This is a genomic window from Paenarthrobacter sp. YJN-5, assembly GCF_015040095.1.
Taxonomy (GTDB): Bacteria; Actinomycetota; Actinomycetes; order Actinomycetales; family Micrococcaceae; genus Arthrobacter; species Arthrobacter ureafaciens.
This window is the reverse complement of record NZ_CP053544.1, coordinates 4,220,414-4,246,874: the sequence shown is the minus strand read 5'-3', so window position 1 is coordinate 4,246,874 and position 26,461 is coordinate 4,220,414. Positions and strand designations below refer to the sequence as shown.

Genomic DNA, 26,461 nt, shown 5'->3' with positions numbered 1-26,461 from the left:
GGACCTCCCCGAAAAGTAGAGCGAAGGAAGCCGGCTGCGTGACTATGAAAAGTAGCTTACAGAATGTGAGTTATGTCATTCAATGATTATGAAAAAGTTCGTAAAACGAGTTTATAATACCCAGCTTACTGACTACTCGCCTTGCTGATTACTCGTCGAAATATGTGCTGTTGGTCTGCGGCGTCCCGGCAACCCTGTCAACGATTGCCTGGGCCACGTCGCGCAGTTTGCGGTTCCCGCTGCCGGAAGCACGCCGGAGGATCAAAAAAGCCTCGTCGTGTGAGCACCGGTTTTGCGACATGATGATGCCGCACGCAAGGTCAATGACGGTCCTGCTCTGCATGGCCGACTGGAGGTCGTCGCCGCGTTGGTTGGAGGCTGCCATCCGGACGGCAAGGTGGAGTGCCTTGCTGGACATCTTGACGAAGAGGACCGCGTCGGCGATCGCCTTGGTGGTGAAGACCCCGGGCCTGGGAGCGAAGAAGTTCAGGACCGCACTGGAGTCATCCCCCAGTTCCATGGGCACACCCAGCGCGCTGCTGATGCCTTCGGCGAGCAGCTCCTGCGCGTACACGGGCCACCGCGGATCCTTGTGCGCGTCCTCCAGGACCTTCGGCTCGCCGGATTCCAGTGCATCCACGCAAGGGCCCTCGCCAAGGCGTTGTTCAATGCGGTCAAGGATGATGGCGCGTTCGCTGTTGCCGCCGATGGTCGCTGTGCGCTTGCGGCGGCGCAGCGTCACGGCGCACTCGATGTCCACTCCGGTGGCGCGCCTCATCATGTCGGCCGAGAAGTTGGTCAGGCCATCCAGGAATTCCTTGATGTCTTCCGTGCCGGAGATAAGGTCCACCAGTTGTTCGAAGTCGTCGGACCTCTCTTGGTCACTCATGGCTCCAAATGTAGGAGCCTGCCCCTCACCTAACAAGCGAACTACCTTTCCTGCCCGCTGCGCACACGCGCAAGGGCTGTCATGGAACGGGTCCGCACAACGATCGCGGCTCCCAGGACGGCGGCTGCGGCGGCGGCTGCAGCTATGGCCGTCGGTGCGGACTCGGGAGAATCCGCGCTCCTGCCTACAGTAATCCAAGCCAGCCCCCACGCGATGGCGGCTGCCAGTGCCAGCCGACCCTCACCTTTGATGGCCACAGCGATTCCGACGGCGGCCACGACCACCAGCACGGCGATGGACCAGACTTCCGGTCGCCAACCGAAACCGGAGAAGCCGGCGGCCTTCAGGGCGGCGGCAATGTTCGCGCAGACGGCCACGCTCGCCCAGCCAAGGTACAGGCCGAGGGTTCCGTCAACCACCACCGCCTCCGGTACTGACGCGGGCCGCCGGGAAATGTAGCGCCGGAAAGCGACCACCAAAACCACCAGCAGGGCAACGATCACCAGCACGCTGACCGGCAGCCAACCCGCCTGGACCGACAGGATCCACGCGGCGTTCAGCAGCATGGAGCAAGCAACCACCCAGCCCAGGGACCGTTCGCGTGGATTGCTCTTCTGCGAAGGCAGCCACTGCCATGCCGTGTAGGCCACCAGCCCTGTGTAGATCACGGACCAGATGGAGAATGCAGGCGTGGCCGGCGCAAGCAACGTGGAGTCCGCGCTGAGGGCGCCGCCCGCCGCTTGGGCGATGGGAGTTCCGCCAAAAACTCCGACGCCGATCATGGAGCCAACAACGCAGACCACCAGGCTCAGGGTCACAAAAACCTGGCGCGCGAGGTCATTCCGGGCCGTCGAATCGGTGGATTCTGGAATATTCACTCTGTCAGCCTCTTTCCTTCCGGCACGTGCCGGGACTTAGTATCAGATGCTAGGGAAACGAGCTTCAAGCTGATCGAAGGAAACACAGGATGGACGCGGACCACCACGCGAAGGGTTATTGGTACGGAAAAGACCCGGTGCAGAAGGAAATGGCCGTAGACGTGCTGAACGCCCTGCGCGACTACAGGGTGTCCGAGCAGGCCATGCGGCGCCGGACGCGTTCATCCATGCTGATGGGCGAAAAGGACCTGCTGGCCCTGCGTTACCTCTTCGAGGCCGAGGCCGACGGCCGCGTAATGAAGCCGAAGGATTTGGGCGAGCGGCTCGGGATAACTTCGGCGTCCATGACCACCCTGATTGACCGCCTCGTGGAGTCCGGCCACATCCGCCGCGAACCGCATCCGACCGACCGGCGGGCACTGATCCTCCGGGCCACTCCGGCTTCGGACCAGGAAGTCCGGCATACGCTGGGCGGCATGCACCGCCGCATGATGGACGTGGCAAGCGCGCTGAGCCCGGAGGAAGCTGCCGTGGTGACGGCTTTCCTGCGGGATATGCGCCAAGCCCTGGACACAGTCGACGACGAGAACACAGTGGATGGCGGGGCCGGTCGCGGGGAACCGGGTGCCGCAGCGGGGGATTCACAGCCTTCATGACGTGAGGCTCCACTGGAGGATGAGGATCAGCGTCACCAGGAAACCCGAGCCGTAATTGAGCCAAATGAACCGCCGCCAGGCCACATTGGTGCGGGCCGCCGTCGTATCCGTCACGTTCCACCAGCGGGCGCAATTGACGATGTAGGGGATGGCGATCAGGGCCGCCAGCGGCCCGGGCCAGGGGGTGGCCAGCATGGCAAGACCGGCAAGCAGCCACAGCACGACGGCGGTACGCACGGTTCGCCGGGCACCGAAGACCGTGGCGATCGAAGCGATATCGGCCTGCCGGTCCGGTTCAATGTCCTGCACGGCGCCGAATGCGTGGGCGGCCATGCCCCACATGAAGAATGCTGCCAGCAGGATGACCAAGCCGGGCGTGACGGTGGCTCCGGCGATAGCCAGCCCCACCACTGCCGGGCTCACAAAGTGGGTGCTGGACGTGATGGAATCCAGCACGGGGCGTTCCTTGAACCTCAGCCCTGCCGCCGAGTAGGCAACCACCGCGAAGGCGCTCACCAGCAACGGCAGCCACGAGGCCGGGCCGCCTGCGGCAGCGAGGACCACCAGGAACGGGACGTTGCTGACGGCCGCGAGCCACAGCATGGGCCGGTGCAGCCGCGGCGCAAGGAGGGCACCCTCGATTCCGCCTTTTCGTGGATTCTTCAGGTCCGAGGCGTAGTCGAAGACGTCATTGATGCCGTACATGGCCAGGTTGTAGGGAACCAGGAAGTAGAACGTGCCCACTATGAGGACCCAATCGACCTCGCGGGTGGTCAGCAGCATGGCCGCGGCGAACGGGTAGGCGGTGTTGATCCAGCTGATGGGCCGGGACGCGACGAAGGCCTCGGGGAGCAGCCCCGTGAGCCCTCCGGCGGACTCGGCTTTGGCACCCGGGTGCTGCTTGATTGAGTTGCCTCCGTCCGGTGTTGGCCTGCGTCGCGTCATCCAGGCCCACAAGCCGGGAAGGGCCAACACGCCGGCCAGCGGATAAGCGAAGTCTTCAACAGGCGCCAGCCCGATGCTTGCGCCAAGCAGGTGCCGGGAATCGTAGTGGAACAAATCCATGCCGATCATGACGGAGTCGAACACCGCCGTGAGCACGGCCAAAGCGGCGAAGGCGATACCCGTGGCCTGCCAATGCCGGCGGCCGGCGCCCCGGGCAAACGCGACTCCTGCCACCGCGGCAGCAGCTACGAAGGCGAGGGCGAGCCACAAGTACGTCATGCGTTCTCCCGTTCGCGCGCCGGCTTTCCGTGCGAAGAGCCTGCGGCTGCTGACGCGCCGCCCTTTCGTTTCCGGTCCGCCGCCCGCGCCAGGACCTCCCGCGCACCCGTAAAGAGGACCATGGTGCACAGGATGAGGAAGAGGAGGAATACGGGCTCTTCAAGGGGAAGCTCGGGGGCAAGCAGGATGCCGGTGGCAATGGCACTTTCTCCACGCAGGAAAATCCCCAGCCCGATTCCGGCAACGTCCCAGGCCAGGAAGAACGCCAGCCCGACGGCGGTGACCACCGTTGCCGCTTTGGCGTCACGCCAAAAGAAGAGCCGGAAACGGTGGTCCAGCAGCAGCATGCAAACGATGCCGGCAAGAAGCGATGCCAGATAGATGACTCCCATCAGCCCACCTTGCCTGAAACCCAGGCAGGATGCTGCACCCGGGTTGGTCCGGGGCTGTGATCGCCGCGGATCCTCTTGAGGACCAGCTCGGCGCTGATGAGGCACATGGGGACACCGACGCCGGGAGCCGTGGTGGCACCGGCGTAGTAGAGGCCGTTGACCTTCTTGGACGCGTTCTGGGCCCGGAACATGGCGCTTTGGCCCAGTGTGTGGGCAGGGCCCAGCATGCCGCCGCGCCACGAGTTGTAGTCCCTGGCGAAGTCGGCGGGCCCTATGGTCTGCCGGACCACGATGCGCTCGCGGAGATCCGGGATGCCCGCCCAGTTCGCGATTTGGTCAATTGCGGCATCAGCAATGCCCTCGATGAGTGCGTCTCCGCCCCCTTCTGCTCCGCCGGCGCCCAGCGAGGGATCAGCGGGAATGGGGACGAGCACAAAGAGATTCTCGTGGTCCTTCGGGGCGACGCCGGGGTCTGTTGCGCTGGGTTTGCACACATAGATGGAAGCGGGATCCGGGACGCGGGAAGGCTTGCCGAAGATGGCCGAGAAGTTGGCCTCCCAATCGCGGGTGAAGAACAGCGAGTGGTGGGGCAATTCAGGGAGTTTGCCCTGTACGCCCAGCATCACCAGGACAGCTCCCGGCCCGCTGGTGCGCCGCTGCCACCAGGCGCGGGGGTAGCTGCGGTCCGGGATGTCCAGCAGCTTGGTTTCCGTGTGGTGCAGGTCGGCTCCGGAGACCACGATGTCCGCGACGCTGAAGTGTTCGCCGCCCTCACTGTCGCGCCACTTAACGCCGGTAACCTCGCGGGTTTTCCGGACCCGGAGCGGGGCGGGCCTTTGGAAATGTCCGCGCGGGGTGAACCGCTCCCGGGACTTGGGTGGGGCCTCGCGCGTGGTGATCTGGAGGACCTGCGCCTCGGTCCGGATGCGTACCCCGGCTTCGAGGGCGAGGGCCTCAAGGCGTTCCACCAAGTGCCAGAAACCACCCATGGGGTACTGGACGCCATCACCGAGGTCCAAGGCGCTCATCAGGTGGTACATGGCGGGAGCATCGGCCGGGTTGGTCCCCAGGAAGACCGCGGGGTAGCCCAGCACCTGACGCAGCACCGGGTCCTGGAAGCGGATTGAGATGAACTTCTCCAACGGCATGGCCAGCAACTTGGCCAGCTCGGGGAGGCTCCGCACCACCTCGGGCTGCATCAGGGCCTTCAGCCTGGTGAAGGGGTTGTAGAGGAAGAACCGCTCCGCCATGTCCGAGGTGTTCCGTGCGGAGGCCAGGTACGTTGCCAGCTGCTTGGAACTGCCGGGCTCAACGCGTTCGAAGGTTTCCATGACCTTGTCACTGCCCAACGGAACCGTCAGCGGGACCGGACGGCCGCCGTCGTGCGGTTCGCTGAAGACGCGGTAGGCGGGGCTCAGCGTTCGCAGGTCAAGCTGTTCTTCGGTGCTGGTGCCCAGCAATTCGAAGAAATGGTCGAACACATTGGGCATCAGGTACCAGGAGGGGCCGGTATCGAAGCGGAAACCGTCCCTCTCCAAGGTGCCTGCGCGGCCTCCGACACGGGGGAGCCGTTCGAGGAGCTGGACCTCGTGTCCTTCGCGGGCGAGGAGGGTCGCTGTGGCAAGGCCGGCGATGCCGCCGCCCACTACTACGGTCCTGGTGCTGCAAGTCATGCGCGGGGCTCCAACCACGTGGCGGCGACTGCGCGGGCAGCAAGGCCGGCTTTGAAGACGTCCGGGACGCGGACGCGGGATTCGTAGAGTTCGGCGATGGGTGTCCGCTCGAGCCGGCGGGTGAGCGCGGCAAAGAGGGCCAGGGCGCTCCTGACGGCGGCACGGGCGTCATGCGGCAACAGCGGGATGACGGCGTTGGCATCGGCCAGTTGGGCGTGGATGGTGCTGATCCATTCCATCCGGTCCCGGTCCTCGAGATGGTCCGCCGTGCCCAGATAGCTCCTGCCGAGCCGGGCGGTGTCGTCGGAGAGGTCGCGGAGGAAGTTGATGTTTTGGAAGGCGGCCCCGAGCCTTCCCGCGCCGTACTCCAGTGCGGCGGCATCGGCGTCGTCGATTCTTTGGCCCCGCATGAAAATGCGCAGGCACATCAGGCCCACTACTTCTGCGGAGCCGTAGACGTACCCCTGGTGGGCTGCGGAATCGAAGCGCAGCGGTGCAGCCGGGGCAGCATCCTGCCCGCCCAGGTCCGTGCGCATCGACGCGAAGAACGGATCCACCAGGGAAGCGTCGATGCCTGCCGCGCGGGCTGTCTGCGCGAAAGCGTGGATGATGAGGTCGCTGCTGTAGCCAAGCTCCAGCGCACGGTGTGTTTCGTCCACGAAGTGGTCGAGTGCTTCGCTCTGCTGCCGTCGGCTCAGGCCAGCCTCGGCGGTAACTCCGTCCACGAGTTCATCGGCCACCCGCACCAACGCGTAAATGTTGCGTACGTGCTGCCGGTGGCGCGGGCCCAGAAGGCGGGTGGCCAGCCCAAAGGAAGTGGAGTAGGCGGAAATCACCTGGTTGGCCGCACGCTCGGCCGTGCGGGTGAACTGCGTAAAGGAAGTGTCGACGTCGACGCTCATGATTGCCGTCCTTCAAGCTGTGCTGCCAGGTCCAGCAGGACGTTGCGGACCTTGTCCGGGATGGGGTTGGTTGTGTCCGCGAGGACGTCGTGGAACGCCCGCGTCTGTTGGTCGATATGGCCTTGGACGAACGTCTCCGCGCCGCATTCGGAGAGCCGGCGGCGGACATTTTCGCCGTCCTGGGTGCAGAGATCGGGCCGGCCGAACCATGGCTCGATCTCCGCCCATGCGCTGGTTTTCCGGGCGTAGGCGATGATGGCGGTTTGCTTGCCTTCGCGGAGGTCGGAAAAGGGATCCTTGCCGTGCCGGCGCGGATCCCCGAAGGTTGAAAGGAAGTCGTCCTGGAGCTGGAAGGCCAGGCCCAGATGCCGTCCCGCCGTCGCAAGCGCGGACTCCACGGAAGGTTCGACGCCGGCAAGGGTCGCCGCTGCCCGCAGCGGCAGCTCAAACGTGTACGTTGCCGTCTTGTAGCCGCACATGGTGAGGATGGTTTCGAGCTCCGGTGCGATGATGCCGTCACCGAGTCCCACGTCCAGTTGCTCGCCCGCCACGGTTTCGTTGATGGTGTGTTCCAAGAGGTCCAGGAGCCGGATGCGCAGCGGGTGGGGAAGGTCCACACGGGCGAAAGCCTGGTGGGTAGCGGCGAGAAGCATGTCGCCCATGAGGATGCCACCGGTTTGTGCCCAGTGCAGGGCGCTGTCCGGACGGCCGGCGTCGGGCCTTTGATCCATCGGCGGCAGTTGGCCCGCCTCCGCAAGGAGGGCTCCCACCAGGTTCGGGCGGCCGCGGCGGACGAGGTCGCCGTCGATCACATCGTCGTGCAGGAGGAACGCGTAGTGCAGCAGCTCGATCGCGGCTGCAATGCTGATGGCCGTGTTGCGGTCCCGCGCGTGTTCGTCGAAAGCGTCGTAGGTTTCCACGAGCAGCAACGGCCGCACGAATTTCCCACCGAGGATGTTTTCCCCGGCAATGTCCCAGAGCCGGCTGAACTCCGGTCCGTAGGCCCGGGCCGAGTTGGAACGCGTAGATATGAGGCCTGTCAGTTCGCCTTCGATGGCGGAACAGAGGTGTGAGCGGGTTCGGACGACGTTCGCCATGAGAGTCATGCCCTCGCTCCGGCCTGGAGGGCCCCGGACTTTATGAGCTGGGGGAACTGCATGGCAAGCCACGGGCTGAATGCGGAGGCGGAGTGCTCCAGCGCCCCGGACAACAGGTCCGGCGTCACCCAGACCCAGTCCGCGACTTCCGTGGGGTTGGGCTTCAGTTCGCCGTGTATAAGGGCTGTGTAGACGGGGCAGATCTCGTTCTCGACAATGCCAAAGCGGTCCACTGCCCTGTAGCGGAAGTCGGGGAGCGCCAACTCAATCCGCGTCACGTCGGTGCCCAGTTCGAAGCGGGCCCTGCGCATCACGGCCTCTTCTTGTTCTTCACCGGGCCCCGGGTGGCCGCAGAAACTGTTGGTCCAGATTCCGGGCCAGGCTTTCTTTTCCGGGGAGCGCCGCGTCAACAGGACCTCACCCGCGTGGTTCATGAGGTAACAGGAGAAGGCCAGGTGGAGCGGGGTGTCGGTCGTGTGGACCTCGGACTTGCGTGCCTCGCCGATGTGCCGCCCGGCGTCGTCTAGAAGGACCACCATCTCTACTGTGTTCATTCCTGAGCCTTCCTTCAACGCCGGTAATTGCTAGACAAGCTAGAAAGAAGACTACCATGTAGGCAGATAGGTGTAACATACCCATATGCTTAAAAGGGAAGAAGTTGACGGCCAGCCCTCTTCCCGTCTCTATAACCTGGATGCCAACGATCCGTTGCATGAGCTTGTGGACCGGGAGGGGCTTAGCGAGGACGATCTGAGGCAGATCAACGAGCTGATGGCTGCCATGGGCAGGCTCAGCGAGGCCGAACAACGGTTATCCGAAGCTTCGCTCAAGTACATGCGTCTTAACGCCTCCGACATGCGTGCACTGCACTACCTCATCGTTTGTGCCAACAGTAATGTGCTGGCGACGCCCGGCGCCATAGCCGCGCACCTGCATATATCGACGGCGTCCACCACCAAATTGCTGGACCGCTTGGAGCGTGCCGGGCACATCTCGCGGGAGCCGCACCCCTCCGACCGGCGGGCCCTGGCCATCTCCATCACCCCGGAAACGCATGCGGCGGCGATGCGGACGGTGGGACGCCAGCACGCGCGGAAGTTCATTGCAGCGGCTCGGTTGACCCCCGCCGAAAGGGAAGTCGTGATGCGGTTCCTGGATGACATGGCCAAGGAAATCTCCTTGGAGAACACCAGCTGGGAGTAGTCCCTTCAACGCGGTGGCGGTTCCGGGAGCGCAGCAGTGCGCTATCGCTGCCGCGGGCTCAATAGATGAAGATCGGAAGCCAGTCCCGGTTGTGGGCATGCACCAGGGCAAGGAACAGCACAAAGTCGAAGATCAAGTGCACTGACACCACGTAGGTGAACGACTTGGTCAGCTTGAACGTGTAGCCCTGAAGAAGGGCAAAGGGGAAGGTCAGCAGCGGCCCCCAGGCCTGGTAGCCGATCTCCCACAGGAATGACGTGAACACCACGGCCTGCAGCAGGTTCGCCAGCCAATCCGGAAAGTGCTGCCGCAACAGGGTGAATGTTGTGCAGATGAAGAACAGCTCGTCCCAGATTCCCACGGTGTTCACGCCAAGGAACAGCCGCCAGAAGATCGTGGGGTCCGAGGCGTCCGGCCAGTTCGTGTACACGCCCGTATTGATCAGGTAGGCGGGCAGGATGAAGTAGCCCAGTGCCACTACTCCCACCAAGTAGAGCTTTGCCGCGAGCGGCCACTTCCGGCCTGTATTGACGGGGAACCGGATGACTTTTTCCCGGTAGATGAAGCGCGAAACCAGCCACGGGACCAGTACCGCCAAAGCCAGGGCCCCGCCCATGAGGGCCATGTGTTCCAGGCTGAGGTCCGCGTTGAGCGGTACGAGGCTGATGATTACCACGCCCGCCGCCACCAAGGCCAGGTGCCGTAGGAGCTGACGATCAATGAATGCAGCCGTTATCAGGCTGAGGGCGAGCAGCGAGTAGCCCGTCGCGTCGTCGCGGATGGCAAACAACGGCACCGCGGAAGCGGAGAGAAGGGCCGCGGGCAGCAGTTTCCATGTGAGGGCTGTCCGCGGCGCTTCAGTCGAAAGGTTCGTCACCCCTTCAGGATGTCAGGTATCAGATCCACTTGGGTGCAACGGGCACCTCGCTGGCCGGTGCGGCCGGGCCGGCGGCGGTCACGCCCGTGCTGCCGCGTCCGGCAGCCCATTCGACGACGGCGGGCAGCGGCCCGGCGACGACCGTGGGTTACTACGGTGTTGCCGCGATGGTCGGAAAACCGCTCAACCCTGGTCGCGGAGGTACTGCCTCAATCCGGGGATTGCGAAATCGACTTTCCCGTAGCCGGCGGACTCGATCAGGCCCGCGGCAATGAGCCGCTTCCGGTACTTGGACACCAGGTTGGGTTTGGCTTGCAGGATCCCGCCGATCTGACCGGCCGTCGACGGACCATCCTGGGCCGCCATGGCATCCAGGAACTCTCGGTCCTTGTCAGAAATATCCGACAGTGCCGACTCGACGACCACCAGGCTGTTCCGTCGTTCCGCGGCCCTGATGGCACGCTCAACGCTGTCCTCGTTCAAAGCCCAGTCTGCCTTGCCCGCTTCCAGCCAGAGGAAGTAACCAACGAGCTGGATCAGGAAGGGGTACCCTTCCGTGGCTTCGGCGGCCTTGGAGATGAGCCCGGGGGTGACGTCAATCCCGCCCTGGCTGAAGAGCTCTTTGTAGGACGCGGTGACTTCGGCGATGGCCGCTTCGTGGAGATTGATCCGGTCGGCCCGTCGGAGGAAGGTCGCGACGCCTTCATTGAGGAGGTCCGACACCGCCGACGGCAGGCCGGCGAAGATCAGCCCGACTGGCAGCCCTTCGCGGATGAAGTGTTGGACATCGGCGGCCAGCTGAGAGATTTCCGTGCGGTCGACGGCGTGGATCTCATCGATGGTGATGACCAGACCCGTGCCCTTTTCACCGAGCCTGCGCAGCAACTCGCCTCCTATCCGGCGCCAGTCATTGGCGCGCTCGGGAGGTAGTTGTGTCGTGAGCCCGAAACCTGCCGCGGAGAATGCGGTGATCTTCCGGGACGGAGGGCCATCTCCGAGCTCATCGAGAAGGCGCAGCATGTCATCACCGATCCCGCCCAGGAAGCCAGGGGTTGCTGTCCGGGAGATGACTGCCCAGCCTTGCTCGCGTGCGATGCCTTCGGCTTCATTCAACATCACGGTCTTGCCGATGCCCCGGGAGCCCGTGATGATGGTCAGAAGCCCCGGCGCCCCGGAACCCTGCTGTAGGCCGTACTCGAACTCGTCCAACAGTCCCGCCCGTCCCACCAAGGCGGGTGGGGTGGCGCCGGCCGTCGGCTTGAAGGGGTTAAGCACGGCACCTCCAGATAGCAGACAGGTGAAACTAGGTGAAAGTGGTGAAACTGGTGAAGCTTCAGCCACTCTAGGCCGAAGCGATCCATCCAGGCAAGCGCACGGAGGCGAAGCGGTAGCATCAAGCTGGAGAAATGAGCCTGGAGGCGTCTATTCCGTTCGGTCCTCTAGATCCACTTAGGCGCAGCAGGCACCTCGCCAGCTGATGCGGCCGGACCTGCGGCGGTCACTCCCGTGCTGCCGCGTCCCGCGGCCCATTCGACGACGGCGGGCAGCGGCCCGGTGACGATCGTGGGGTCGGCCGCGCTTGTGTCGCCGAACGTGAGGTCGGTGCCGGTCACCTTGATCAGCAGGCCGGTGTCTGATCCGCGGGTTCGCCAAGCGGACGTGACGTCCTTCAGGAGCCGCTCCAACACGGGGGCGGGAATGTCGTTGAATGTGGCCCCGTTGTCCAGGTCCACCGCGTGCATCCATACTTCGCGGGTGCGCATCCAGGCGGTTTCCGACGCCGGGACCGTGCGTCCCTGTGCGGTGCGGACCTCGTTGGACCAGCCGGCGTCGGGAAGGTCGCGCCATTCCACGGACAGGTGCACGGCGGAGTGGTCGAAGAGGTTCCGCAGGGCGGTGGGTGACAGGGTGGCGCCGAAGTCGATTTCCTGGTTGCGGGCTTCCGGGGAGGAGTACATCGGCGTTTCCACGCCGGTTGCCGCCCACTCGATGAGGCGTGCGATGGCCCTCGCGTTGTAGCCCACATGTGCCACAACATGGCGGCGCGTCCAGCCCGGAAGCCGGGTTCCGCCGTCGAGCTCTTCATCGGTGAGTTCGTTGAGCTTGCGGGCGAAAAAAGCAGTGCCCCGCCGCGCCTGCAGGAGTTCTTCCTGCAGGCGCGGATCGGTGGTGAGGTCGTGGCGGGCGGCCATCAGGCTTCCTTGACCACGCGGTTGTTCAGCTGGCCGAGGCCTTCGATGGTGGTGGTCAGGAGCTCGCCTTCCTGCAGGTAGCGCTTGGGTTCCTGCGCGTGGCCCACGCCGCCCGGGGTGCCGGTGGCGATCACGTCGCCGGGGTTCAGCGTGATGATGGTGGAGATGTAGGAGACCAGGAATTCCGGGGTGAACACAACGTCCTGGGTGGGCGTCTGCTGCTGGATTTCGCCGTCGACTGCCGTGGTCATAAGGCCGCCGGTGAACTCGTCCTTGGTGACCAGGGCGGGTCCGAACGGGGTGGAGTTTTCCCAGGTCTTACCCTGCAGCCACTGGATGGTGCGGAACTGGTAGTCGCGCATGGAGACGTCGTTAAGCACGGCGTACCCTGCAATGTGGTTGGCGGCGTCGGCTTCGGAGATGCGCCGGCCCTTCTTGCCGATGATCACTGCGAGCTCGGACTCCCAGTCCACGGTGTCCGATTCCTGCGGCAGGGCAAGATCGTCGTTCGGGCCGATCAGCGATTCCTGGTACTTCGCGAACAGCGTAGGGTGTTCGGGGACCTCCCGGCCCATTTCCTTGATGTGGTTCCGGTAGTTGTGGCCTACGCAGATGATCTTGCCAGGTGCGGGCACGACGGCGGCAAGGTCGGCGCCGTCGAGGGCGTGCGTTGCGCCGTTGGCCGCCTTGGCTGTTTCTTCCCAATTGGGGGTGGCGAGCAGCGCGCCGACGTCGGCGAAACCGGGGATCTCAGTGAGGGTGTCCCCGTCCTGGCGGACGGCAACGGTGCCCTTGCCGGTGGTGGCTTCGGTGCGGAGGGTGAGGAGTCTCATTACTTGTTGCGTCCTTCGGAGTAGCTGCGGTTGAAGTTCAGTCGTTCGTAGATGGGGGCGTCGCTGAAGCGGAAGAGATCGAATTCAGTCCCGGCCTGGAGGGACCATTCCTGCCAGGACGGCACCACGAACAGGTCACCCTTGGCCAGTTGCTTGGTTTCGCCGTTCAGCACCGCGGTTCCCGAGCCTTCGAAGACCTGCCATACGCTGGAACCGACCTCACGGAGGGGTTCGGTGGAAGCTCCGGCCCGGAGACGGTGGAATTCTGCCCGGATGGTGGGCATGACGTCCCCGCCGGTGGTCGGGTTGGAATAGCGGATGGCCGCATGGCCTTGGGAAACGGTGGCCGGGTGGCCTTCGTCCTCAAGCAGCAGCTGTTCGCGCAGCGCGGCGTCGGTATGTTCCCAACGGTAGGCGGCGATGGGGGAGTTGGTGGTGTCCTGCAGGCCGGAGAGCGGGCGCAGTCCGGGGTGGGCCCAGAGCCGCTCGGACCGGGAGATGTCCGGGGTGGCCTCATCGGTAACCCGTTCGGTGCCGAATTCGAAGAAGCCCGCGTCTGCGTAGTGGGCAAAGGGGATGTCCAGGCCGTCCACCCAGGCCATGGGCTGGTCGGTGTCGTTGTGGTGGCCGTGGAAGTGCCAACCGGGAGTGAGCAAAAAGTCGCCACGACGCATTGCTACGGGATCGCCGTTGACGACGGTCCACACGCCTTCACCCTCCACCACAAAACGGAATGCGTTCTGCGAATGCCGGTGTTCCGGAGCGACTTCGCGAGGCCCCAGGTACTGGATGGCAGCCCAGAGGGTGGGAGTGGCGTACGGGGCGCCCGCAAGACCGGGATTGGCCAGCGCTATGGCCCGGCGTTCGCCGCCACGGCCCACGGGAACAAGATCGCCGGCACGGGCGGCCAGGGGATAGAGATCGTCCCAGCGCCAGATGTGCGGAACGGCCTTTGGAGCCGGGACCATGGGCATGAGGTTGCCGATATCGCTCCACAGCGGGACCAGGTTCTCTTTGTCGAAGTCCTTGTAGAGCTGGTCGAGCTGGGCCTGCTCCTCGGGCGTGGGTTCCGGCAAAGCGTGGCTGACGGCCACGGATTCGTGAGTCGTGTTCTCGGCGCTGATGGACACGGGGCCCTCCTCAATGGGTCCGAACGGGTTTGTTCAAACCTAGGAAGGTTTTGGGGCTGGTTCGCAGAAGATTCTGCTCTACAGAATCTCCGCCCGTCGCGAGGGGCTAGCCGGGTTCCGCCGGATTGGCCGCAATGTCCACCTCCAACTGCCGGCACGTTCCGCGGAGTGCGGCGACCAAACCGTCGTCGAACACTTTCCGGAAACGGGTGGACGGCATGGCGACGGTCAGGGCGCCCACCACTGCGCCGTGCCTGTTGTGCAGCGCCATCCCCAGGGCGCTGACGTCTTCTTCGGTCCCTTCGAAGTTTGCCGCGAATCCGTTGTTGCGGACGGACTCCAGCTCACGCGTGAAAGCGGCGTATTCCCGGTCCGGGATGGTGTCGCCCCCAATCTCGGCATTGTGGCTGCGGAACAGTTGCTCCACCATTACCGGTTCCAGTTCAGCGAGCATTGCCTTGCCCCCCGAGGTCAGATTGGCCGGAAGTACCGCTCCTTGGCGATCCCCGATCCGCAGCACGTTGCTGCCCTCCACAGTGGCCAGAAAGCGGACTTTGGTTCCCACCCGGACCATGAGGTTGACGGTCTCGTTGAGCTGGGCCGAGAGGAGCTCCATGTGGGGCTGGGCGAGTTCGCGCAGCATGCGGGTCCAGCTGAGTCCGGCCGGTCCCCCACCCATGGCCGGCCCGGGCACGTAGCGCCTGTTTTCATCCTGGACTGCGAAGCCCCGGTAGACGAGCATCGCCAGCAGGCGGTGTGCCGTGGAAGGTGCGACGCCAAGTTCGGCAGCAGCGTCCTTGAGGCGCAGGGCGCCACCGTCGCGGAGCAGCTGGAGCAGCACCAGCGCATTGTCCACCGCCTCGATGGAGTAGGTGGGCCGCTTCTGCAGCGGTTTGGGGACTGATGAAGCAATGAATTTCTTCTGCACAACAGAATTATATTGGTGGCTGGCCTCGGTGGTCCCGACAGTAGGGGAAACACATCACACCGCTCCCGCTGCACACAGCATCGGGGCCACATTCCAAGGAGCGAACACATGACGGAGAGCAGCGCAGCTACTGATGTCCTGGTTGTTGGAGGGGGCATGGCCGGGTTGGCCGGAGCCCTTGCACTGCGCGAGAACGGGGCGAACGTCACCCTGGTGGAACGCGCACCGGAGTTCGGGGAAGTGGGGGCGGGGCTGCAGATGGCCCCGAATGCCACCCGTGTCCTCAAGCGCTGGGGGCTGCTGGAGAAGGCTTTGGAAATCGGAGTGCAGCCCAAGCATCTGGTTTTCCGTGACGCGCTGACCGGGGAGGAGCTGACGCGCCAGAGCCTCAAGGGGGAGTTCGGGGAACGCTACGGTGCTCCGTATGTGGTGATCCACCGCAGCGACCTGCACCGGGTCCTCCTTGAAGGTTGTGAAGCAGCAGGCGTGAAGCTGGTGAACGATGTCATGGTTGAGAGCGTCGAAACGCTGAACGGCCGGGGGATCGTCCACACCGAGGCCGGTGTGGACTATGAAGCGGACGTCGTGATTGGCGCCGACGGCTTGAAGTCCACCCTTCGTCCCCTCGTGGCGAACGACGAGCCGGTTTCTTCGGCCTACGTCGCCTACCGCGGAACTGTGCCCATTACGGATGAGACGCCCAAGGCCGACCTTGAGGACGTGGTGGTGTACCTCGGTCCCGACTGCCACTTGGTCCAGTACCCCCTCCGCAAGGGTGAATTGCTCAATACTGTGGCAGTGTTCAAGTCGCCTTCGTTCGAGAGCGGCGAGGAACAGTATGGCGGCGTCGATGAACTCGAAGCCGCGTACAAGGACTGCATTCCGGCCGTCCGGGCCGCCCTGGCCAATCTCGGCACCGGCATCCGCTGGCCCATGTATGACCGCGATCCGGTGGAAAACTGGGTTGCCGGCCGCATGGTCCTGATGGGCGATTCCGCCCACCCCATGCTCCAGTACCTCGCCCAAGGCGCATGCCAGGCCCTCGAAGACGCGGCAGTATTGCAGGATGCCAGCGCCGGAACAGTGTTCACCGCGGAAGGGATCAACCCGGCAGGGTGGGACGAGGCGATCCGTGCCTTCAACGTGGCCCGGGCGGAGCGCACCGCCCGCGTCCAGCGCACGGCCCGCGTGTGGGGCGAATCGTGGCACGTCTCCGGCATCGGCCGCACCCTCCGGAACCTGCTCTTCAAGAGCCGCAAGGACAACGACTTCCAGTACAACGACTGGCTCTACGCCCAAGGCGTCCCCGGCGGTCCTGCCACGGAAGCGCCGCGCGCAGCCAGCCAGCTCGCGGTCTGACACCAAACGCTGAGAGCCGCCTGCCGTCGTCGTACTTCACGGGAAGAGTACGACGGCGGCAGGCGGCTTTTGTGCGTTAGGTGCCGGTCTCGTGTCCGCTGTGGACTCGCCCGCCACGAACGCCATTTCCGGATGGACAGGATCCTTAGGGGTTACGATGTGCTTGCTGGGACACGAGTCGAGTAAACGGCCGTTGGTTTGAATCATGGGGAAGGTCTCCCGTTTTCCCTCCATGATCAAGCGCTTCTGACGGTGGCTTACCCGACTCATATTTTTTTGTGGGCAGTTGCAGGAGCGGGCACAACTGAGGGTTGCTCATGCAGCTGTTCTTCTCAGTCTCGGGAGGTAGTTGATGAGCAGCAAACCAAGCCCCTTCATCCGTTGCGCGGTTGTCACGTCCCTAAGCCTGTGTCTGTGGGCTACGGGCTGCACCAATGGATCCGGCCCTGCCCCGCAGTCTTCGCCGCCGACAAGCAGCCCAACCCCTACACCCACTGAAAGCACACCGACCACTTCAATAACGGCAACGAGTACAAGTGCCGCCCCGTCGCCGAGTGCGTGGCCTGAGGTCGTCTCGGATGTTCAATCCGGTGTGGGCCAACTCTTCGTCACCACATGCGAGTACGACGGTACGGGAACCGGGTTCCTTATCGAACCGAACCTGGTGGTCACTGCAGCGCACGTTGTGCGGGACGCTGCCGCGATCAGCGTAGCTTTCGGCAGAACCTCTGTGAACGCCACCGTTGTGGGCACGAATGACGTAGCGGACATCGCACTTGTCAGAACCGACCAACCGGTCCAAGGACATGAGTTCCAACTCAGAACCAGCGAACCTCCGGTAGCCACCGACATCGCAGCGCTGGGGTTTCCGCTGGGCCGGCCGTTCACCTTCACCAAAGGAACAGTCAGCGCCCTCGACGCCGAACAGGATACCGGAGACGGAATTCTCAGGAACCTCATCCAAACAGATACTGCAGTCAATTACGGCAATAGCGGAGGGCCGCTCATCACCCAGGATGGACAGGTAGCCGGCGTCGTCGTCACCGCCGAAATCAGGGGCAACTTCCGGGCTGAAGGCATCGCCTACGCGGTGACGGCGCCCCGTGTTGCAGCGGCTGTCAACGAGTGGAAGTCACGGTCCACGCCCGTGGCCTTCAAGGACTGCGGAAACGCACCGGCGCCAGATTCCGGGTTCTTCCCCTTCACCGTCTCGGCGGACCATGACCAGGCCCGCAGCATAGGTCAAAGCCTGCTCCTTCACGGTCAAGGCATCAATCAAGGCGCCTACACCGCTGCGTTCAAACTCCTCACTCCCGAGCTGCAGGCCACTTTTGGGGACGCTGCCAGATGGAGCAAGGATCTTGGCTCCTCCTACTGGACAAGAGCCGAGCTCATTAAAGTCACCGGTGCCCCGTCAGCGGACGATTTGAGCGCCGATGTGAACCTTCAGACCATCCAAGACGCGGCCGATGCCTATCACGGGACGGACCAAACGTGCTCGAACTGGAGGATCCGGTACTCAATGCACTGGGACGGTACACGCTGGCTCATCGCCGGCACGTCCTTGCCGTTCGGCGATCCTACCGCTTGCTAGGATCCGTGGGCCCATATGCCTAGGCAGGCCAAGGCGTCCGATATCAGCAGGAGCAGCAAGGGTGGGGGAGCGGGGTCATCAAGAAACTCTCCGAGGACTTTTCCATCGCCCCGGCCGCATGGCCGACGGCGAGACCATCAGTTTCGTTCTCGGGGGTTTATCTTATGGAGGTGCTCCCGCAGACCTGGGATGGTGAAGTCGCCCTTGCCGTAAGCGGGGGCCTCGCTGAGTCCGGCTGCGATGAGTCGGGCGCGGTAGTTGGCCACGACGTTGCTCTTGGCGTCGAGTCGTTTCCCTATGTCGCCGGCGGTGACCGGCCCGTCGTCTTCAGCCATGGCGCGAAGGAAGTCCTTGTCTTTGTCCGATGCGGTGGATAGTGCCGCTTCGATGACTGTCGTCTCGTGGCGGCGGATGGCGGCATCGATGGCTTGGAGGACGTTCTTTTCCTCAAGTGCCATGTTGTTGACTTCAGCTTGTCGCCAGAGTTGGTAGCCGATGAGCTGGATCAGGAACGGGTATCCTCCTGTCGCGTTCGCCGCGTGCTGGACCAGGTCATCGCTGATGCTGATGCCGGCGCCATGGAAGGTGCTGGCGTAAGAGCGTTCGACATCGCTGATGATGGCTGCGTGGAGGTGGTCAACAGTCCAGGTGCCCCTGATCCGATCTGCAAGCCATATTCAAATTCATCCAGTGTCCCCTCTCGGCCGATAAGCTCGGGGGGAGTGGCACCGGCCGTGGGCCGGAAAGGGTTCATCACAGGGATCCTTGCGAGTCCTAGTGGGTCTAGGCCCTCGAGTTAGCACCTGGCGGAATCCGAGCCTTTCGGCGGTCGTGCCCGGTCACCTGAGGAGCCATTGTCCAAACACTGTCCGGACAATGGGGGCGCACGGGAATGAAGTGTTCCTGCTTCCTTAGAGACACACAGAACGCTGTGTCACCCGATGCCCCGGGGAAGTCGTCCGCGGTAGGTCCCACTTTGTTTGGCCAGCGCGATACCTTCCCGTTGGCGTTCCCTTATGAGTGAGCGTTCGAATTCGGCGAAGGCTCCCATAACGGAGAGCATGAGGTTCGCCATTGGGGAGTCTTCACCGGTGATGAGAAGACTCTCCTTGACGAACTCCACCTGCACTCCTTTACCAGTAAGTGCTTTGACCAGTGAACGTGGGTCATCAAGATTCCGTGCCAGGCGGTCCATGCTGTGCACCACCACGGTGTCCCCCTCACGGGCGAAGCGCAACATCTCGGCTAATGCCGGGCGGGTAGTGTCCTTGCCCGATGCCTTATCCATGAAGATCCTATCGAGGGCCTGTCCATCGAGCTGGCGTTGCTCATTTTGGTCCAACGTACTGACGCTCACTTACCCGATCCGCTGACCAGTCATGGCACCCCACACTTACGTGTCAGGTTTAAATCTGAGAGCCACATCAAATGCTGTCAAGAAGAGCAAAAATTGACCCTATTCTGACAGTCCAGCAGAAGCAGGCTGACGTCAGGTTGGGGTGTGCCGTATCTGGACGAGTCGTGTCCGGATCACAAACCTGACGCAGGGGCACGTCCAACCCGGATAACACTCGGTCCTACACCCGGCGTCAATTCCTCGGCGGGCTTTGGTGCAGGTGGTGTGGAGGACTGAGTATCTGCACGCCGTTCCGTTCTTCTGGTCGAGCTAATGGGTTCGGCCCGCATAGGCTCCTTGTCACTTAGGTGGGCAGGGCCGATGCCGGCACCGGCGGCGTAGGAGCTGCCAAGTGCCACATATCCTGTTCCAGGACTCCGTGCCTCTTCCGGGGCAGCCTGAGCTGGCCAAGGCGGCACCTGTCCTTTGTAGGCTGCTGTGGAGGTGCATGAGCGTTCCTTATCTCTTATGAGTGCGCGTATGTTCTTACTGAGCAGCGGAACTGGTGAGATCCGAACGAAACCGTTCAGGGCAGCGGATCGGTCGGGACGATGGGGATGTCCTGACATGCCAGCGCGGTATTCAGGTCTCCGTTGTCTTGGACTCCGGTCCGGCCTGGGTCCGGAGTGATGTGGGTCAGGCGGATATAGATGTCGGGGCTTTTTTCGATGATCCGCCGTGGAACTGCCCCGTTTTGGTGCAGCCAGAGGAGGCTTCCGTCATGGGTGACGCATTCGACTGTTCCGAAGTCGACCAGTTGCCCGCGGTGATGGATTTCCACTATGCGGCCTTTCAGTGTCCTCCAGTCGTCTACTGGTTGCCAACTACTGGGCGTTGTGCTGGTGCTGGCTGCGGTCGGGGGTCGGTTCACTATGATTTCGGTGGGGTTCACGGTGTTCCTGCCTCTTGCTTCTTTGGGGTTTCCGTGTCTGGTTGTTGCTGCCGGGTGCTGTTACGTTCCTTAGCGGGTCAGGGGTTCGGCTGTGGCGTACCCGGCTGCACTGCCCGCCGCCGCTGCGTGGACTGGTTGTTCCGTGGCTTGGATAAGTTGGGCGAGGAAAGGATTCCGCGCGGCTTGGTCCGGGTAGCTGGCAGTGTCGGCGACGCAGGTGGGGCACCAGTGGCCTGCCGTTAGGACCAGGCGGGGGCTGGCGTCGAAGGCATGGCCGAATGCGCACCTCCACGCGATTGGTGTCGTGTATTGTCCCGGGGCGATGTTTTGGGTGAGCAGTTGGCCGCCTCTGAATTCGGCGGCGGAGCTGTAGTCCGTTTTCGTCCATTCGGATGGTTTCCTGGCTTCGTCGTACCCGTGGTCGAGCAGGACTGGTGTCGGGTGAGGCGTCGGGGGCTGGAACGTGGACCAGTCGCCGATTGACTGCCAGTTGGCGAGGGATCCGAAGTGGGCGTTGATTTCCGTGGGGTTGCCTGACCTGATGGCGTGCATGGTGCCGCGTGGCTGTCGGGTTAGGGGTTTCATGACCAGGTGTTTGATTAGCCAGCCGGGCACTTTCCCGGCAGACTTTACGGCAGGGGGCAGGGAGCCTACGGCGCGTGACAGGGCTTCGGGGAAGGTGTCCTGGCGGAAGGGCACGAGCGCTTGCAGGCGGTCGCTGTCGGTGTACCAGTGGCCGTGGAAGTTTCCGGTGGCGAACCAGTTGCGGTCGTACCAGCGCCGGATGTCCTTCACTCCCAGCGCGTGGGCGATGGCGGCCTGTAGTTCCCAGTTGGTGAGCCGCCACGGGTCTCCGCCACCAATGTTGTAGATCCCGCCCCAGAATTCCTCGGGGACGTCTGGTTCGCAGATGTTGGCCAGCAGCCGGGCTGAGTCTTCTACCGAAACCCATTCCATGACCCCGTCCAGGGTGGAGTGCGTCATGATGGGGTCGCGGATGGTGAGCATGTCCGGGTGGAAGATCCCGGTTTGCCGCAGCCAGGCCCAGCGGGGGAGCCCGGAGTCGACCAGTTCCCGCTCCGCGATCACTTTGGTTTGCCCGTATTCATCGAAGGTTGAGACGCGGATCGGGTCTCCAACGCGGCCCCAGTGGTGGGGAACAACGCGGTTCCCGGTTTCGGCCACCGATCCGACTCCGACCACTTTGATCCGGGACGGATCGGGCTGGTTTTTGACGGCCCGGATGATGTTGCGCATGCTGCCGATGTTGACCTTGCGGGCCAGTTCGGGGTGCTGGTCAGCCAAGGGGGAGACCACCGCCCCGACATGCAGGATGATGTCGGCATCAGCGACGCAACGCTCCACCGCTGCCGGGTCGGTCAGGTCTCCCCAGACCACGTCCAGGTTCTCCATGTCGCTGAATTGCTCCAGCGCGGCCCGGTCCCGTTCAGTGGGAAGCACGAGCGCAGTCACACTGAACCGGTCCCCGCGTTCCCTAAATTCCCGGAGCGTGGCGCGGCCCCAGTTGCCCGTTGCACCGGTGAGGAAAACACGGGTCCGGGCACCCGTCCTGGTGCCGGCTCCGTTTGTGGCGGTGGTCATCAGGCTGCGGGTTCCTTCCGGCTGAGCTCCATCAATGACTGCAGGGCTTCCGGCGGGAAGGCTCCATTGGTGAAGGCCAGGAACTGCTGCATGGGCATGGACTCAACCATTTTGAGTTGGTCTGGGTTCTCTTGGGCCTGCTGGGCTTGCTCTTCGCTCATAGACGCGCTGAGGCCAGCCATGAGTGCAGGGCCGACGGTGGGGTGGGCAAACCAGTCCCCGACAGTGGAGTCCAGGGTCAGTTCGCGGATGATGCTGTCGCCTGCAAGGGTGATGTCCTGTTCGGCCAGAACGGTGGAGGCGTCGGAGCAGAGCTGAACGGCGTACGTTCCTGCCGGTACCACCCAGCGGCCCAGTTCGATGTCCCAGTAGGCGAAAGCCCGGCGGCCCAGGGTCAGTGCGACCTGCTTGCTTTCACCTGGTGCAAGGCTGATTTTGGTGAAGGCACGCAGTTCACGAAGGGGCCGCCGGACCGGGCCGGCCGTTGTGGCGACGTAGACCTGGACCACGTGCTTGCCGGGCCGGTCCCCGGTGTTGGTGACGGTCGCGTGGACGGTGACACTGTCGTCCGAGAGCGTGTCGACTTCCACATTGGAGGTGTCGAAGGTGGTGTACGACAGCCCGTGCCCGAACGGGTAGCGGACCTTTACGCCGGCGGTGGTGTAGTAGCGGTAGCCGACGAAGACCCCTTCGCTGTAGCGGACGTGTCCCTGTTCTCCCGGGAAGTTCAGCCAGCTTGGGTTGTCTTCCAAGCGCAGCGGGATGGTTTCGGCAAGCCTCCCGGAGGGGTTGACGATACCGAAGAGGACGTCGGCGAGGGCCCCGCCGCCGGCTTGCCCCAGCAGCCAGCCCTCAAGGATGGCGTCGACGTCATCATGCCATCCTTCAAGCGAGACGACGCCTCCGTTGGACAGCACGACAACGGTTTTCGGCGCTGCCGCGGCCACGGCGCGGATCAGCTCCACCTGGTTGGCGGGCAGTTCAAGGCCGGTCCGGTCAAAGCCTTCGGACTCTTCACGTTCGCTGAGCCCGGCGAAGATCACGGCGGTGTCGGCGGTCCGGGCAAGGTTTACGGCTTCGTCTTTTAGGAGCGCGGCGTCTGGCTCTTCGAGGGAGAATCCGGGTGCGTAATCGATTGTCCCGTTGCGGTCCTTTGCGAGGGCCGCGAGTTCGCCCAGTGCCGAGTCGGTCCGGGTGGCGTTAATGTGGGAACTTCCGCCGCCTTGGAAGCGGGGAGATACGGCGAAGGGGCCGATGATGGCGATGCGTTGTCCGCCGCGCAGCGGCAGGACTGCCTGGTTTTTCAGCAGCACGATCGATTCTGCTGCGACTTCGCGGGCCAGGGTGTGGTGCTGGTCAACCGGCAGATCGTCAGTGGCTTCCCTGTGCAGGGCTGTCAGGGCGAGGACGCGGCGTACGGCGTCGTCGACCTGGTCTTCGGTGAGCCTTCCATCGCGGACGGCGTCGACGATCTGCTGGTCGGTGCCTCCGCCGCTGCCTGGCATTTCGAGGTCCATGCCGGCGGCGACGCCTGCGACGCGGTCGCTGACCGCGCCCCAGTCGGACACGACGGGGCCGTCGAAGCCCCAGTCACTGCGCAGGACATCGGTCAGCAGCCACTTGTTATGGGATGCGTAGACGCCGTTGACCTTGTTGTAGGAGCACATGACGGTGGCGGGTTGGGCTTCGGTGACGATGCGTTCGAATGCGGGGAAGTAGATTTCGCGCAGGGTGCGTTCATCCACGTCTGCGCTGATGCGCATCCGTTCCGTTTCCTGGTTGTTGGCTGCAAAATGCTTGAGGGAGGCACCGGGGCCGGTTTCCTGGAGGGCGGTGACGTGCGCGGATCCGAGCACGCCGGAGAGCAGGGGGTCCTCGGAGTAGTACTCGAAGTTCCGCCCGCACAGCGGGGACCGCTTGATGTTAACGCCCGGCCCCAGGACGACGGACACGCCGAAAGCGAGGGCTTCACGGCCGACGGCGGCACCCACCTTGGCGGCCACGTCCGAATCCCAGCTCGAGCCCACTGCAACGGCGGGCGGAAAGCAGGTGGACGGCAGACTGTCGTTGATGCCCAGGTTGTCGGACTCGGCGTCCTGCCGGCGGATCCCGTGGGGCCCGTCGGTCAGAACGATCGACGGTATGCCGGCGTCGTCGATGCTCTTGGTCGTCCAGAAGTCTTTTCCGGACAGCAGGGACGCCTTCTGTTCGAGAGTCAGTGAGGAAATGTCGGCGGTCATACGTGGGTTCCTTGGGAAGCTGAGGTGAGTGCTGAAGTGAGGTCGTTTTTGAGCTCGTCGGAGGCGCCGGGGACGTAGTCCAGCATCGTGCGGACGGACATTACGGCCGCCTCAGGTGCGCGGCCGTCCAGGGGCACTCCCGGGAAGTGGCTGGCGAAGGCGTCGGTGAAGGCGCGCCAAGCCCGGGCGTTGCCGGCGATCTGGCCCAGGGTTGAATCCAGGGTGAAGACAGTATCGGCGGCTGCGTCTTCTCCCAGGTCATAGGACCATTGATGGGTGCCGCCGCTGATGTGGACGGTCTGGGAGTCAGGGTGCAGCGGGAGCGTGACCTCTGCCGATGTTCCGGCCGGGATGGTCGCTTCGAGGGACACGGTTCTGTCCGTGATGGACCAGGAGATACGTACTTCGCCGTAGACAGTGTCGTGGCGCAGCTTCGCGTGGGTCAGTCCGCCGCCGGGTTGTGGTGCGATGCGCATGTGCCGGTAGCCGGGCTCCAGCGCGGTGAGCCCGCCGATGGTGCGGTGCATCCAGTCCACGACCGCGCCGAGGGCGTAGTGGTTCAGGGAGGTCATTCCTGACGGGTTGATCGTCCCGTCGGGCCGGATGGAGTCCCAGCGTTCCCAAATGGTCGTCGCTCCCATGGTGATGGGATAGAGGAAGGACGGGCAGCCGGTTTCGAGCAGGAGGAGGTAGGCCTCGTCGAGGTGGCCGGTCATGGAGAGCGCGTCGGTGACCAGGGGCGTGCCGGCGAACCCGGTGGAGATCCGGTAGCCGGATTTGGCCACGGTGGCGGCGAGGACTTTTCCTGCGACCTTCTGCTGTTCTTCGTCAAGGATTCCGAATGTGATCGCCAGGGCATATGCGGTGGCGGTCTGGTCGACCAGCCGCCCGTTCCTGGTGACGTACTCGTTCAGGAACGCCTCCCTGACACGTGCCGCGAGGGCCGTAAATTCTTTGGCGTCCGCGTCCCGGCCCAGGATCCTGGCGGTATCGGCCATTTCGCGGGTGGTGCGGCACAGGTAGGCCGAGGCTACGAGGTGCCTGTCTGTTTTGCCGCCTGCCGGGTTGTCCATGGGGGCGTCCGGATCCAGCCAGTCACCATATTGGAACCCACTGCTCCACAACCCGTTCTCGTCCAGCAGGCCTGCCACCTGGCGGATGAAGGCTGTCATGGAGTCATAGGCACTGGCGAGGATGGTCTCGTCACCGTATTCGCGGTAGAGGGCCCAGGGCAGGCTGACCGCGACATCGCTCCACAGTGCTGTGGGGGAGGACGGGGTGGACAGGACGTCGGGAACCACCCACGGCACGAAGCCCTTTTCCGCCTGTTCCGCGGCGAGGTCCTCCAGCCAGGATCCCAGCACAGCGCGTACGTCGTAGAGGAACACCGCTGTGGGAGCGAAGGCGTTCAGGTCACCGGTCCAGCCCAGGCGTTCGTCGCGCTGCGGGCAGTCCGTGGGAACGCCAACAAAGTTGTCCCGCATGGACCAGACCGCGTTGGCGTGCAGCTGGTTCAGCAGCGGGTTTGAGGTCTCGAGCCAGCCCGTTCGCCGCATGTCCGAGTGCACGACCACGGCGCGCAGCGCCTCCTGCTCGGGGGTCCCCGGCCAGCCGTCGATCTCGACGTAACGGAAGCCGTGGAAAGTGAACCTCGGCTCCCAGGTTTCGGGTTTCCCTCCGCGGAGCGTGTACCTGTCGGTCGCCTTCGCGGTGCGGAGGGTTTCGACATCAATCTCGCCATCCGTCATCACTTCGGCGTGCCGGAGCGTGACGACAGTACCGGCCTCACCCTGCACCGTCAGGCGCACCCACCCTGAAATGATCTGTCCGAAGTCCACCACGGTTTTGCCCCTGGGAGTGGTCAGGATCTCCACCGGGGCGATTTCCTCGACCCGGCGGATCGGGTCCGCCGTGGCTTCGAACAGCGCCTCAAGGGGCCAGTCAAAAACCTCAACTGGATTCCAGGTCGAGTCATCAAACCCGGACTGGTCCCAGTCGTCGGATTCGAGCCGGGCGTCGAAATCTTCCCCGTCGTAGAGACTGTTGGCCCTAACGCCCCCGGTGCCTGCCCGGAAGGAGCCGTCGCTCGTCAGTGTTTCAGTCCGGTCGGTGTACTCCAGGACCAATTCCAGGTACAGGGCCGGCCGGTCCGTGTAGTGGTGCCGCTTGTCTTCCCACCCTAGACGGTTGATCGCCCACCCCTGTCCCACAACAGCCCCGAGGGCGTTCGCTCCCAGGGTGATCACGTCTGTGACGTCGTGGGTGCTGACGGCCAGGCGGTGCCTGTACGAAGTCCAGCCGGGAGCAAGGACTTCATCGCCCACTACCGCCCCGTTCAGGTGGGGTTCGACAAGTCCCAGTCCGGTGATGTGCAGGGTGGCACGTACAGGGGTTTCGGGAATGTCGAATTCGCGGCGGAAGTAGACGGCCGGGTCGTTCTCCTGGCCGTGGGAGGTGGTGGGGGTAATGAACTGGCCGGTCCAGTTGCGGGGCATAACGGATTC

Annotated in this window: 23 protein-coding genes and 1 pseudogene; 4 read left to right on the top strand and 20 right to left on the bottom strand. The window is 63.9% G+C overall.

The annotated features are described in order from the left end of the window. Window positions 1–148: 148 nt before the first annotated feature. Together HMI59_RS19635 and HMI59_RS19630 are read right to left on the bottom strand one after the other, a co-directional pair. Window positions 149–889, bottom strand: coding sequence for a GAF and ANTAR domain-containing protein (locus tag HMI59_RS19635; protein WP_166186802.1), 741 nt, complete (start codon window positions 887–889; stop codon window positions 149–151). A 41-nt stretch (window positions 890–930) separates the two neighbouring features. Continuing rightward, window positions 931–1,767: a tryptophan-rich sensory protein gene (locus tag HMI59_RS19630; RefSeq protein WP_227471461.1), complete on the bottom strand. Its 837-nt coding sequence runs from the start codon at window positions 1,765–1,767 to the stop codon at window positions 931–933. Between the two features lie 89 nt (window positions 1,768–1,856). On the opposite strand from HMI59_RS19630, the gene HMI59_RS19625 reads away from it, so the two are divergent. Beyond that, window positions 1,857–2,423 (top strand): MarR family winged helix-turn-helix transcriptional regulator, encoded by a 567-nt coding sequence (locus tag HMI59_RS19625; protein WP_193592281.1) that lies wholly within the window; start codon window positions 1,857–1,859, stop codon window positions 2,421–2,423. Here HMI59_RS19625 and HMI59_RS19620 read toward each other — a convergent pair. From HMI59_RS19620 to idi, 6 genes are read right to left on the bottom strand one after another with little or no spacing between them, the layout of a single operon-like run. After that, complete coding sequence (locus HMI59_RS19620; RefSeq protein WP_193592280.1) at window positions 2,418–3,647, bottom strand: prenyltransferase; 1,230 nt, start codon at window positions 3,645–3,647, stop codon at window positions 2,418–2,420. The genes HMI59_RS19625 and HMI59_RS19620 overlap by 6 nt on opposite strands. Continuing rightward, the gene (locus HMI59_RS19615; RefSeq protein ID WP_166186805.1) at window positions 3,644–4,039 is read right to left on the bottom strand and encodes a lycopene cyclase domain-containing protein; all 396 of its coding nucleotides are present in this window, start codon (window positions 4,037–4,039) and stop codon (window positions 3,644–3,646) included. Before HMI59_RS19615 ends, HMI59_RS19620 begins: the two co-directional genes overlap by 4 nt. Continuing rightward, window positions 4,039–5,712 carry a phytoene desaturase family protein gene (crtI, locus tag HMI59_RS19610; RefSeq protein ID WP_166186806.1) on the bottom strand — a complete coding sequence of 558 codons (1,674 nt, stop codon included), beginning with the start codon at window positions 5,710–5,712 and terminating at the stop codon, window positions 4,039–4,041. The genes HMI59_RS19615 and crtI overlap by 1 nt, the downstream gene beginning before the upstream one ends. Beyond that, entirely contained in the window at window positions 5,709–6,614 is a 906-nt protein-coding gene (locus HMI59_RS19605; RefSeq protein WP_193592279.1) for a squalene/phytoene synthase family protein, read from the bottom strand. Before HMI59_RS19605 ends, crtI begins: the two co-directional genes overlap by 4 nt. Further along, window positions 6,611–7,720 (bottom strand): polyprenyl synthetase family protein, encoded by a 1,110-nt coding sequence (locus tag HMI59_RS19600; RefSeq protein ID WP_193592278.1) that lies wholly within the window; start codon window positions 7,718–7,720, stop codon window positions 6,611–6,613. The genes HMI59_RS19605 and HMI59_RS19600 overlap by 4 nt, the downstream gene beginning before the upstream one ends. Next, window positions 7,717–8,265, bottom strand: a complete 549-nt coding sequence (idi, locus tag HMI59_RS19595; protein ID WP_193592277.1) for an isopentenyl-diphosphate Delta-isomerase — start codon at window positions 8,263–8,265, stop codon at window positions 7,717–7,719. Before idi ends, HMI59_RS19600 begins: the two co-directional genes overlap by 4 nt. Before the next feature lie 85 nt (window positions 8,266–8,350). Between idi and HMI59_RS19590 the strand changes: the two genes are divergently transcribed. After that, a complete protein-coding gene (locus HMI59_RS19590) occupies window positions 8,351–8,914 on the top strand; it encodes a MarR family winged helix-turn-helix transcriptional regulator (RefSeq protein WP_193592276.1) in 564 nt (187 codons plus the stop codon). Window positions 8,915–8,972: 58 nt separating this feature from the next. Here HMI59_RS19590 and HMI59_RS19585 read toward each other — a convergent pair whose 3' ends face one another. From HMI59_RS19585 to HMI59_RS19560, 6 genes are all read right to left on the bottom strand, one after another. Then, window positions 8,973–9,791: a CPBP family intramembrane glutamic endopeptidase gene (locus HMI59_RS19585; protein WP_166186811.1), complete on the bottom strand. Its 819-nt coding sequence runs from the start codon at window positions 9,789–9,791 to the stop codon at window positions 8,973–8,975. A 183-nt stretch (window positions 9,792–9,974) separates the two neighbouring features. Continuing rightward, on the bottom strand, window positions 9,975–11,066 hold the full coding sequence (locus tag HMI59_RS19580; protein WP_193592275.1) for an AAA family ATPase: 1,092 nt from the start codon (window positions 11,064–11,066) through the stop codon (window positions 9,975–9,977). A 164-nt stretch (window positions 11,067–11,230) separates the two neighbouring features. Continuing rightward, window positions 11,231–11,983 carry a maleylpyruvate isomerase family mycothiol-dependent enzyme gene (locus tag HMI59_RS19575; protein WP_193592274.1) on the bottom strand — a complete coding sequence of 251 codons (753 nt, stop codon included), beginning with the start codon at window positions 11,981–11,983 and terminating at the stop codon, window positions 11,231–11,233. After that, a complete protein-coding gene (locus tag HMI59_RS19570) occupies window positions 11,983–12,816 on the bottom strand; it encodes a fumarylacetoacetate hydrolase family protein (protein ID WP_193592273.1) in 834 nt (277 codons plus the stop codon). Before HMI59_RS19570 ends, HMI59_RS19575 begins: the two co-directional genes overlap by 1 nt. Next, window positions 12,816–13,946: a cupin domain-containing protein gene (locus HMI59_RS19565; protein ID WP_193592272.1), complete on the bottom strand. Its 1,131-nt coding sequence runs from the start codon at window positions 13,944–13,946 to the stop codon at window positions 12,816–12,818. Before HMI59_RS19565 ends, HMI59_RS19570 begins: the two co-directional genes overlap by 1 nt. A 106-nt stretch (window positions 13,947–14,052) precedes the next feature. Further along, a complete protein-coding gene (locus HMI59_RS19560) occupies window positions 14,053–14,874 on the bottom strand; it encodes an IclR family transcriptional regulator (RefSeq protein ID WP_193592271.1) in 822 nt (273 codons plus the stop codon). A gap of 108 nt (window positions 14,875–14,982) precedes the next feature. Here HMI59_RS19560 and HMI59_RS19555 point away from each other — a divergent pair, with 108 nt between their 5' ends. Together HMI59_RS19555 and HMI59_RS19550 are read left to right on the top strand one after the other, a co-directional pair. Beyond that, a complete protein-coding gene (locus tag HMI59_RS19555) occupies window positions 14,983–16,233 on the top strand; it encodes an FAD-dependent oxidoreductase (protein ID WP_193592270.1) in 1,251 nt (416 codons plus the stop codon). A 592-nt stretch (window positions 16,234–16,825) separates the two neighbouring features. Continuing rightward, on the top strand, window positions 16,826–17,827 hold the full coding sequence (locus tag HMI59_RS19550; protein WP_227471460.1) for a S1C family serine protease: 1,002 nt from the start codon (window positions 16,826–16,828) through the stop codon (window positions 17,825–17,827). 137 nt (window positions 17,828–17,964) lie between these two features. On the opposite strand, the gene HMI59_RS25790 is transcribed toward HMI59_RS19550, so the two are convergent. From HMI59_RS25790 to HMI59_RS19520, 6 genes and pseudogenes are all read right to left on the bottom strand, one after another. After that, the gene (locus tag HMI59_RS25790) at window positions 17,965–18,285 is read right to left on the bottom strand and encodes a hypothetical protein (RefSeq protein WP_227471459.1); all 321 of its coding nucleotides are present in this window, start codon (window positions 18,283–18,285) and stop codon (window positions 17,965–17,967) included. A gap of 497 nt (window positions 18,286–18,782) precedes the next feature. Continuing rightward, window positions 18,783–19,184, bottom strand: a pseudogene (locus HMI59_RS19540) (recombinase family protein); the annotation flags it as partial. Between the two features lie 565 nt (window positions 19,185–19,749). Beyond that, window positions 19,750–20,004 (bottom strand): hypothetical protein, encoded by a 255-nt coding sequence (locus HMI59_RS19535; RefSeq protein WP_193592268.1) that lies wholly within the window; start codon window positions 20,002–20,004, stop codon window positions 19,750–19,752. Between the two features lie 180 nt (window positions 20,005–20,184). Next, window positions 20,185–21,717 carry an NAD(P)-dependent oxidoreductase gene (locus HMI59_RS19530; protein ID WP_193592267.1) on the bottom strand — a complete coding sequence of 511 codons (1,533 nt, stop codon included), beginning with the start codon at window positions 21,715–21,717 and terminating at the stop codon, window positions 20,185–20,187. Continuing rightward, window positions 21,717–23,957, bottom strand: coding sequence for a glycoside hydrolase family 3 C-terminal domain-containing protein (locus HMI59_RS19525; RefSeq protein WP_193592266.1), 2,241 nt, complete (start codon window positions 23,955–23,957; stop codon window positions 21,717–21,719). The genes HMI59_RS19530 and HMI59_RS19525 overlap by 1 nt, the downstream gene beginning before the upstream one ends. Further along, window positions 23,954–26,452 (bottom strand): glycoside hydrolase family 78 protein, encoded by a 2,499-nt coding sequence (locus tag HMI59_RS19520; RefSeq protein WP_193592265.1) that lies wholly within the window; start codon window positions 26,450–26,452, stop codon window positions 23,954–23,956. Before HMI59_RS19520 ends, HMI59_RS19525 begins: the two co-directional genes overlap by 4 nt. Window positions 26,453–26,461 lie beyond the last annotated feature (9 nt).

Coding starts and splice junctions, on each gene's coding strand:
- HMI59_RS19625 (WP_193592281.1), top strand. CDS start 1,857: ATGGACGCGGACCACCACGCGAAGGGTTATTGGTACGGAAAAGACCCG.
- HMI59_RS19600 (WP_193592278.1), bottom strand. CDS start 7,720: ATGACTCTCATGGCGAACGTCGTCCGAACCCGCTCACACCTCTGTTCC.
- HMI59_RS19570 (WP_193592273.1), bottom strand. CDS start 12,816: ATGAGACTCCTCACCCTCCGCACCGAAGCCACCACCGGCAAGGGCACC.
- HMI59_RS19555 (WP_193592270.1), top strand. CDS start 14,983: ATGACGGAGAGCAGCGCAGCTACTGATGTCCTGGTTGTTGGAGGGGGC.
- HMI59_RS19575 (WP_193592274.1), bottom strand. CDS start 11,983: ATGGCCGCCCGCCACGACCTCACCACCGATCCGCGCCTGCAGGAAGAA.
- HMI59_RS25790 (WP_227471459.1), bottom strand. CDS start 18,285: ATGGCACTTGAGGAAAAGAACGTCCTCCAAGCCATCGATGCCGCCATC.
- HMI59_RS19520 (WP_193592265.1), bottom strand. CDS start 26,452: ATGCCCCGCAACTGGACCGGCCAGTTCATTACCCCCACCACCTCCCAC.
- HMI59_RS19530 (WP_193592267.1), bottom strand. CDS start 21,717: ATGACCACCGCCACAAACGGAGCCGGCACCAGGACGGGTGCCCGGACC.
- HMI59_RS19525 (WP_193592266.1), bottom strand. CDS start 23,957: ATGACCGCCGACATTTCCTCACTGACTCTCGAACAGAAGGCGTCCCTG.
- HMI59_RS19615 (WP_166186805.1), bottom strand. CDS start 4,039: ATGGGAGTCATCTATCTGGCATCGCTTCTTGCCGGCATCGTTTGCATG.
- HMI59_RS19605 (WP_193592279.1), bottom strand. CDS start 6,614: ATGAGCGTCGACGTCGACACTTCCTTTACGCAGTTCACCCGCACGGCC.
- crtI (WP_166186806.1), bottom strand. CDS start 5,712: ATGACTTGCAGCACCAGGACCGTAGTAGTGGGCGGCGGCATCGCCGGC.
- HMI59_RS19635 (WP_166186802.1), bottom strand. CDS start 889: ATGAGTGACCAAGAGAGGTCCGACGACTTCGAACAACTGGTGGACCTT.
- HMI59_RS19620 (WP_193592280.1), bottom strand. CDS start 3,647: ATGACGTACTTGTGGCTCGCCCTCGCCTTCGTAGCTGCTGCCGCGGTG.
- HMI59_RS19590 (WP_193592276.1), top strand. CDS start 8,351: ATGCTTAAAAGGGAAGAAGTTGACGGCCAGCCCTCTTCCCGTCTCTAT.
- idi (WP_193592277.1), bottom strand. CDS start 8,265: ATGAACACAGTAGAGATGGTGGTCCTTCTAGACGACGCCGGGCGGCAC.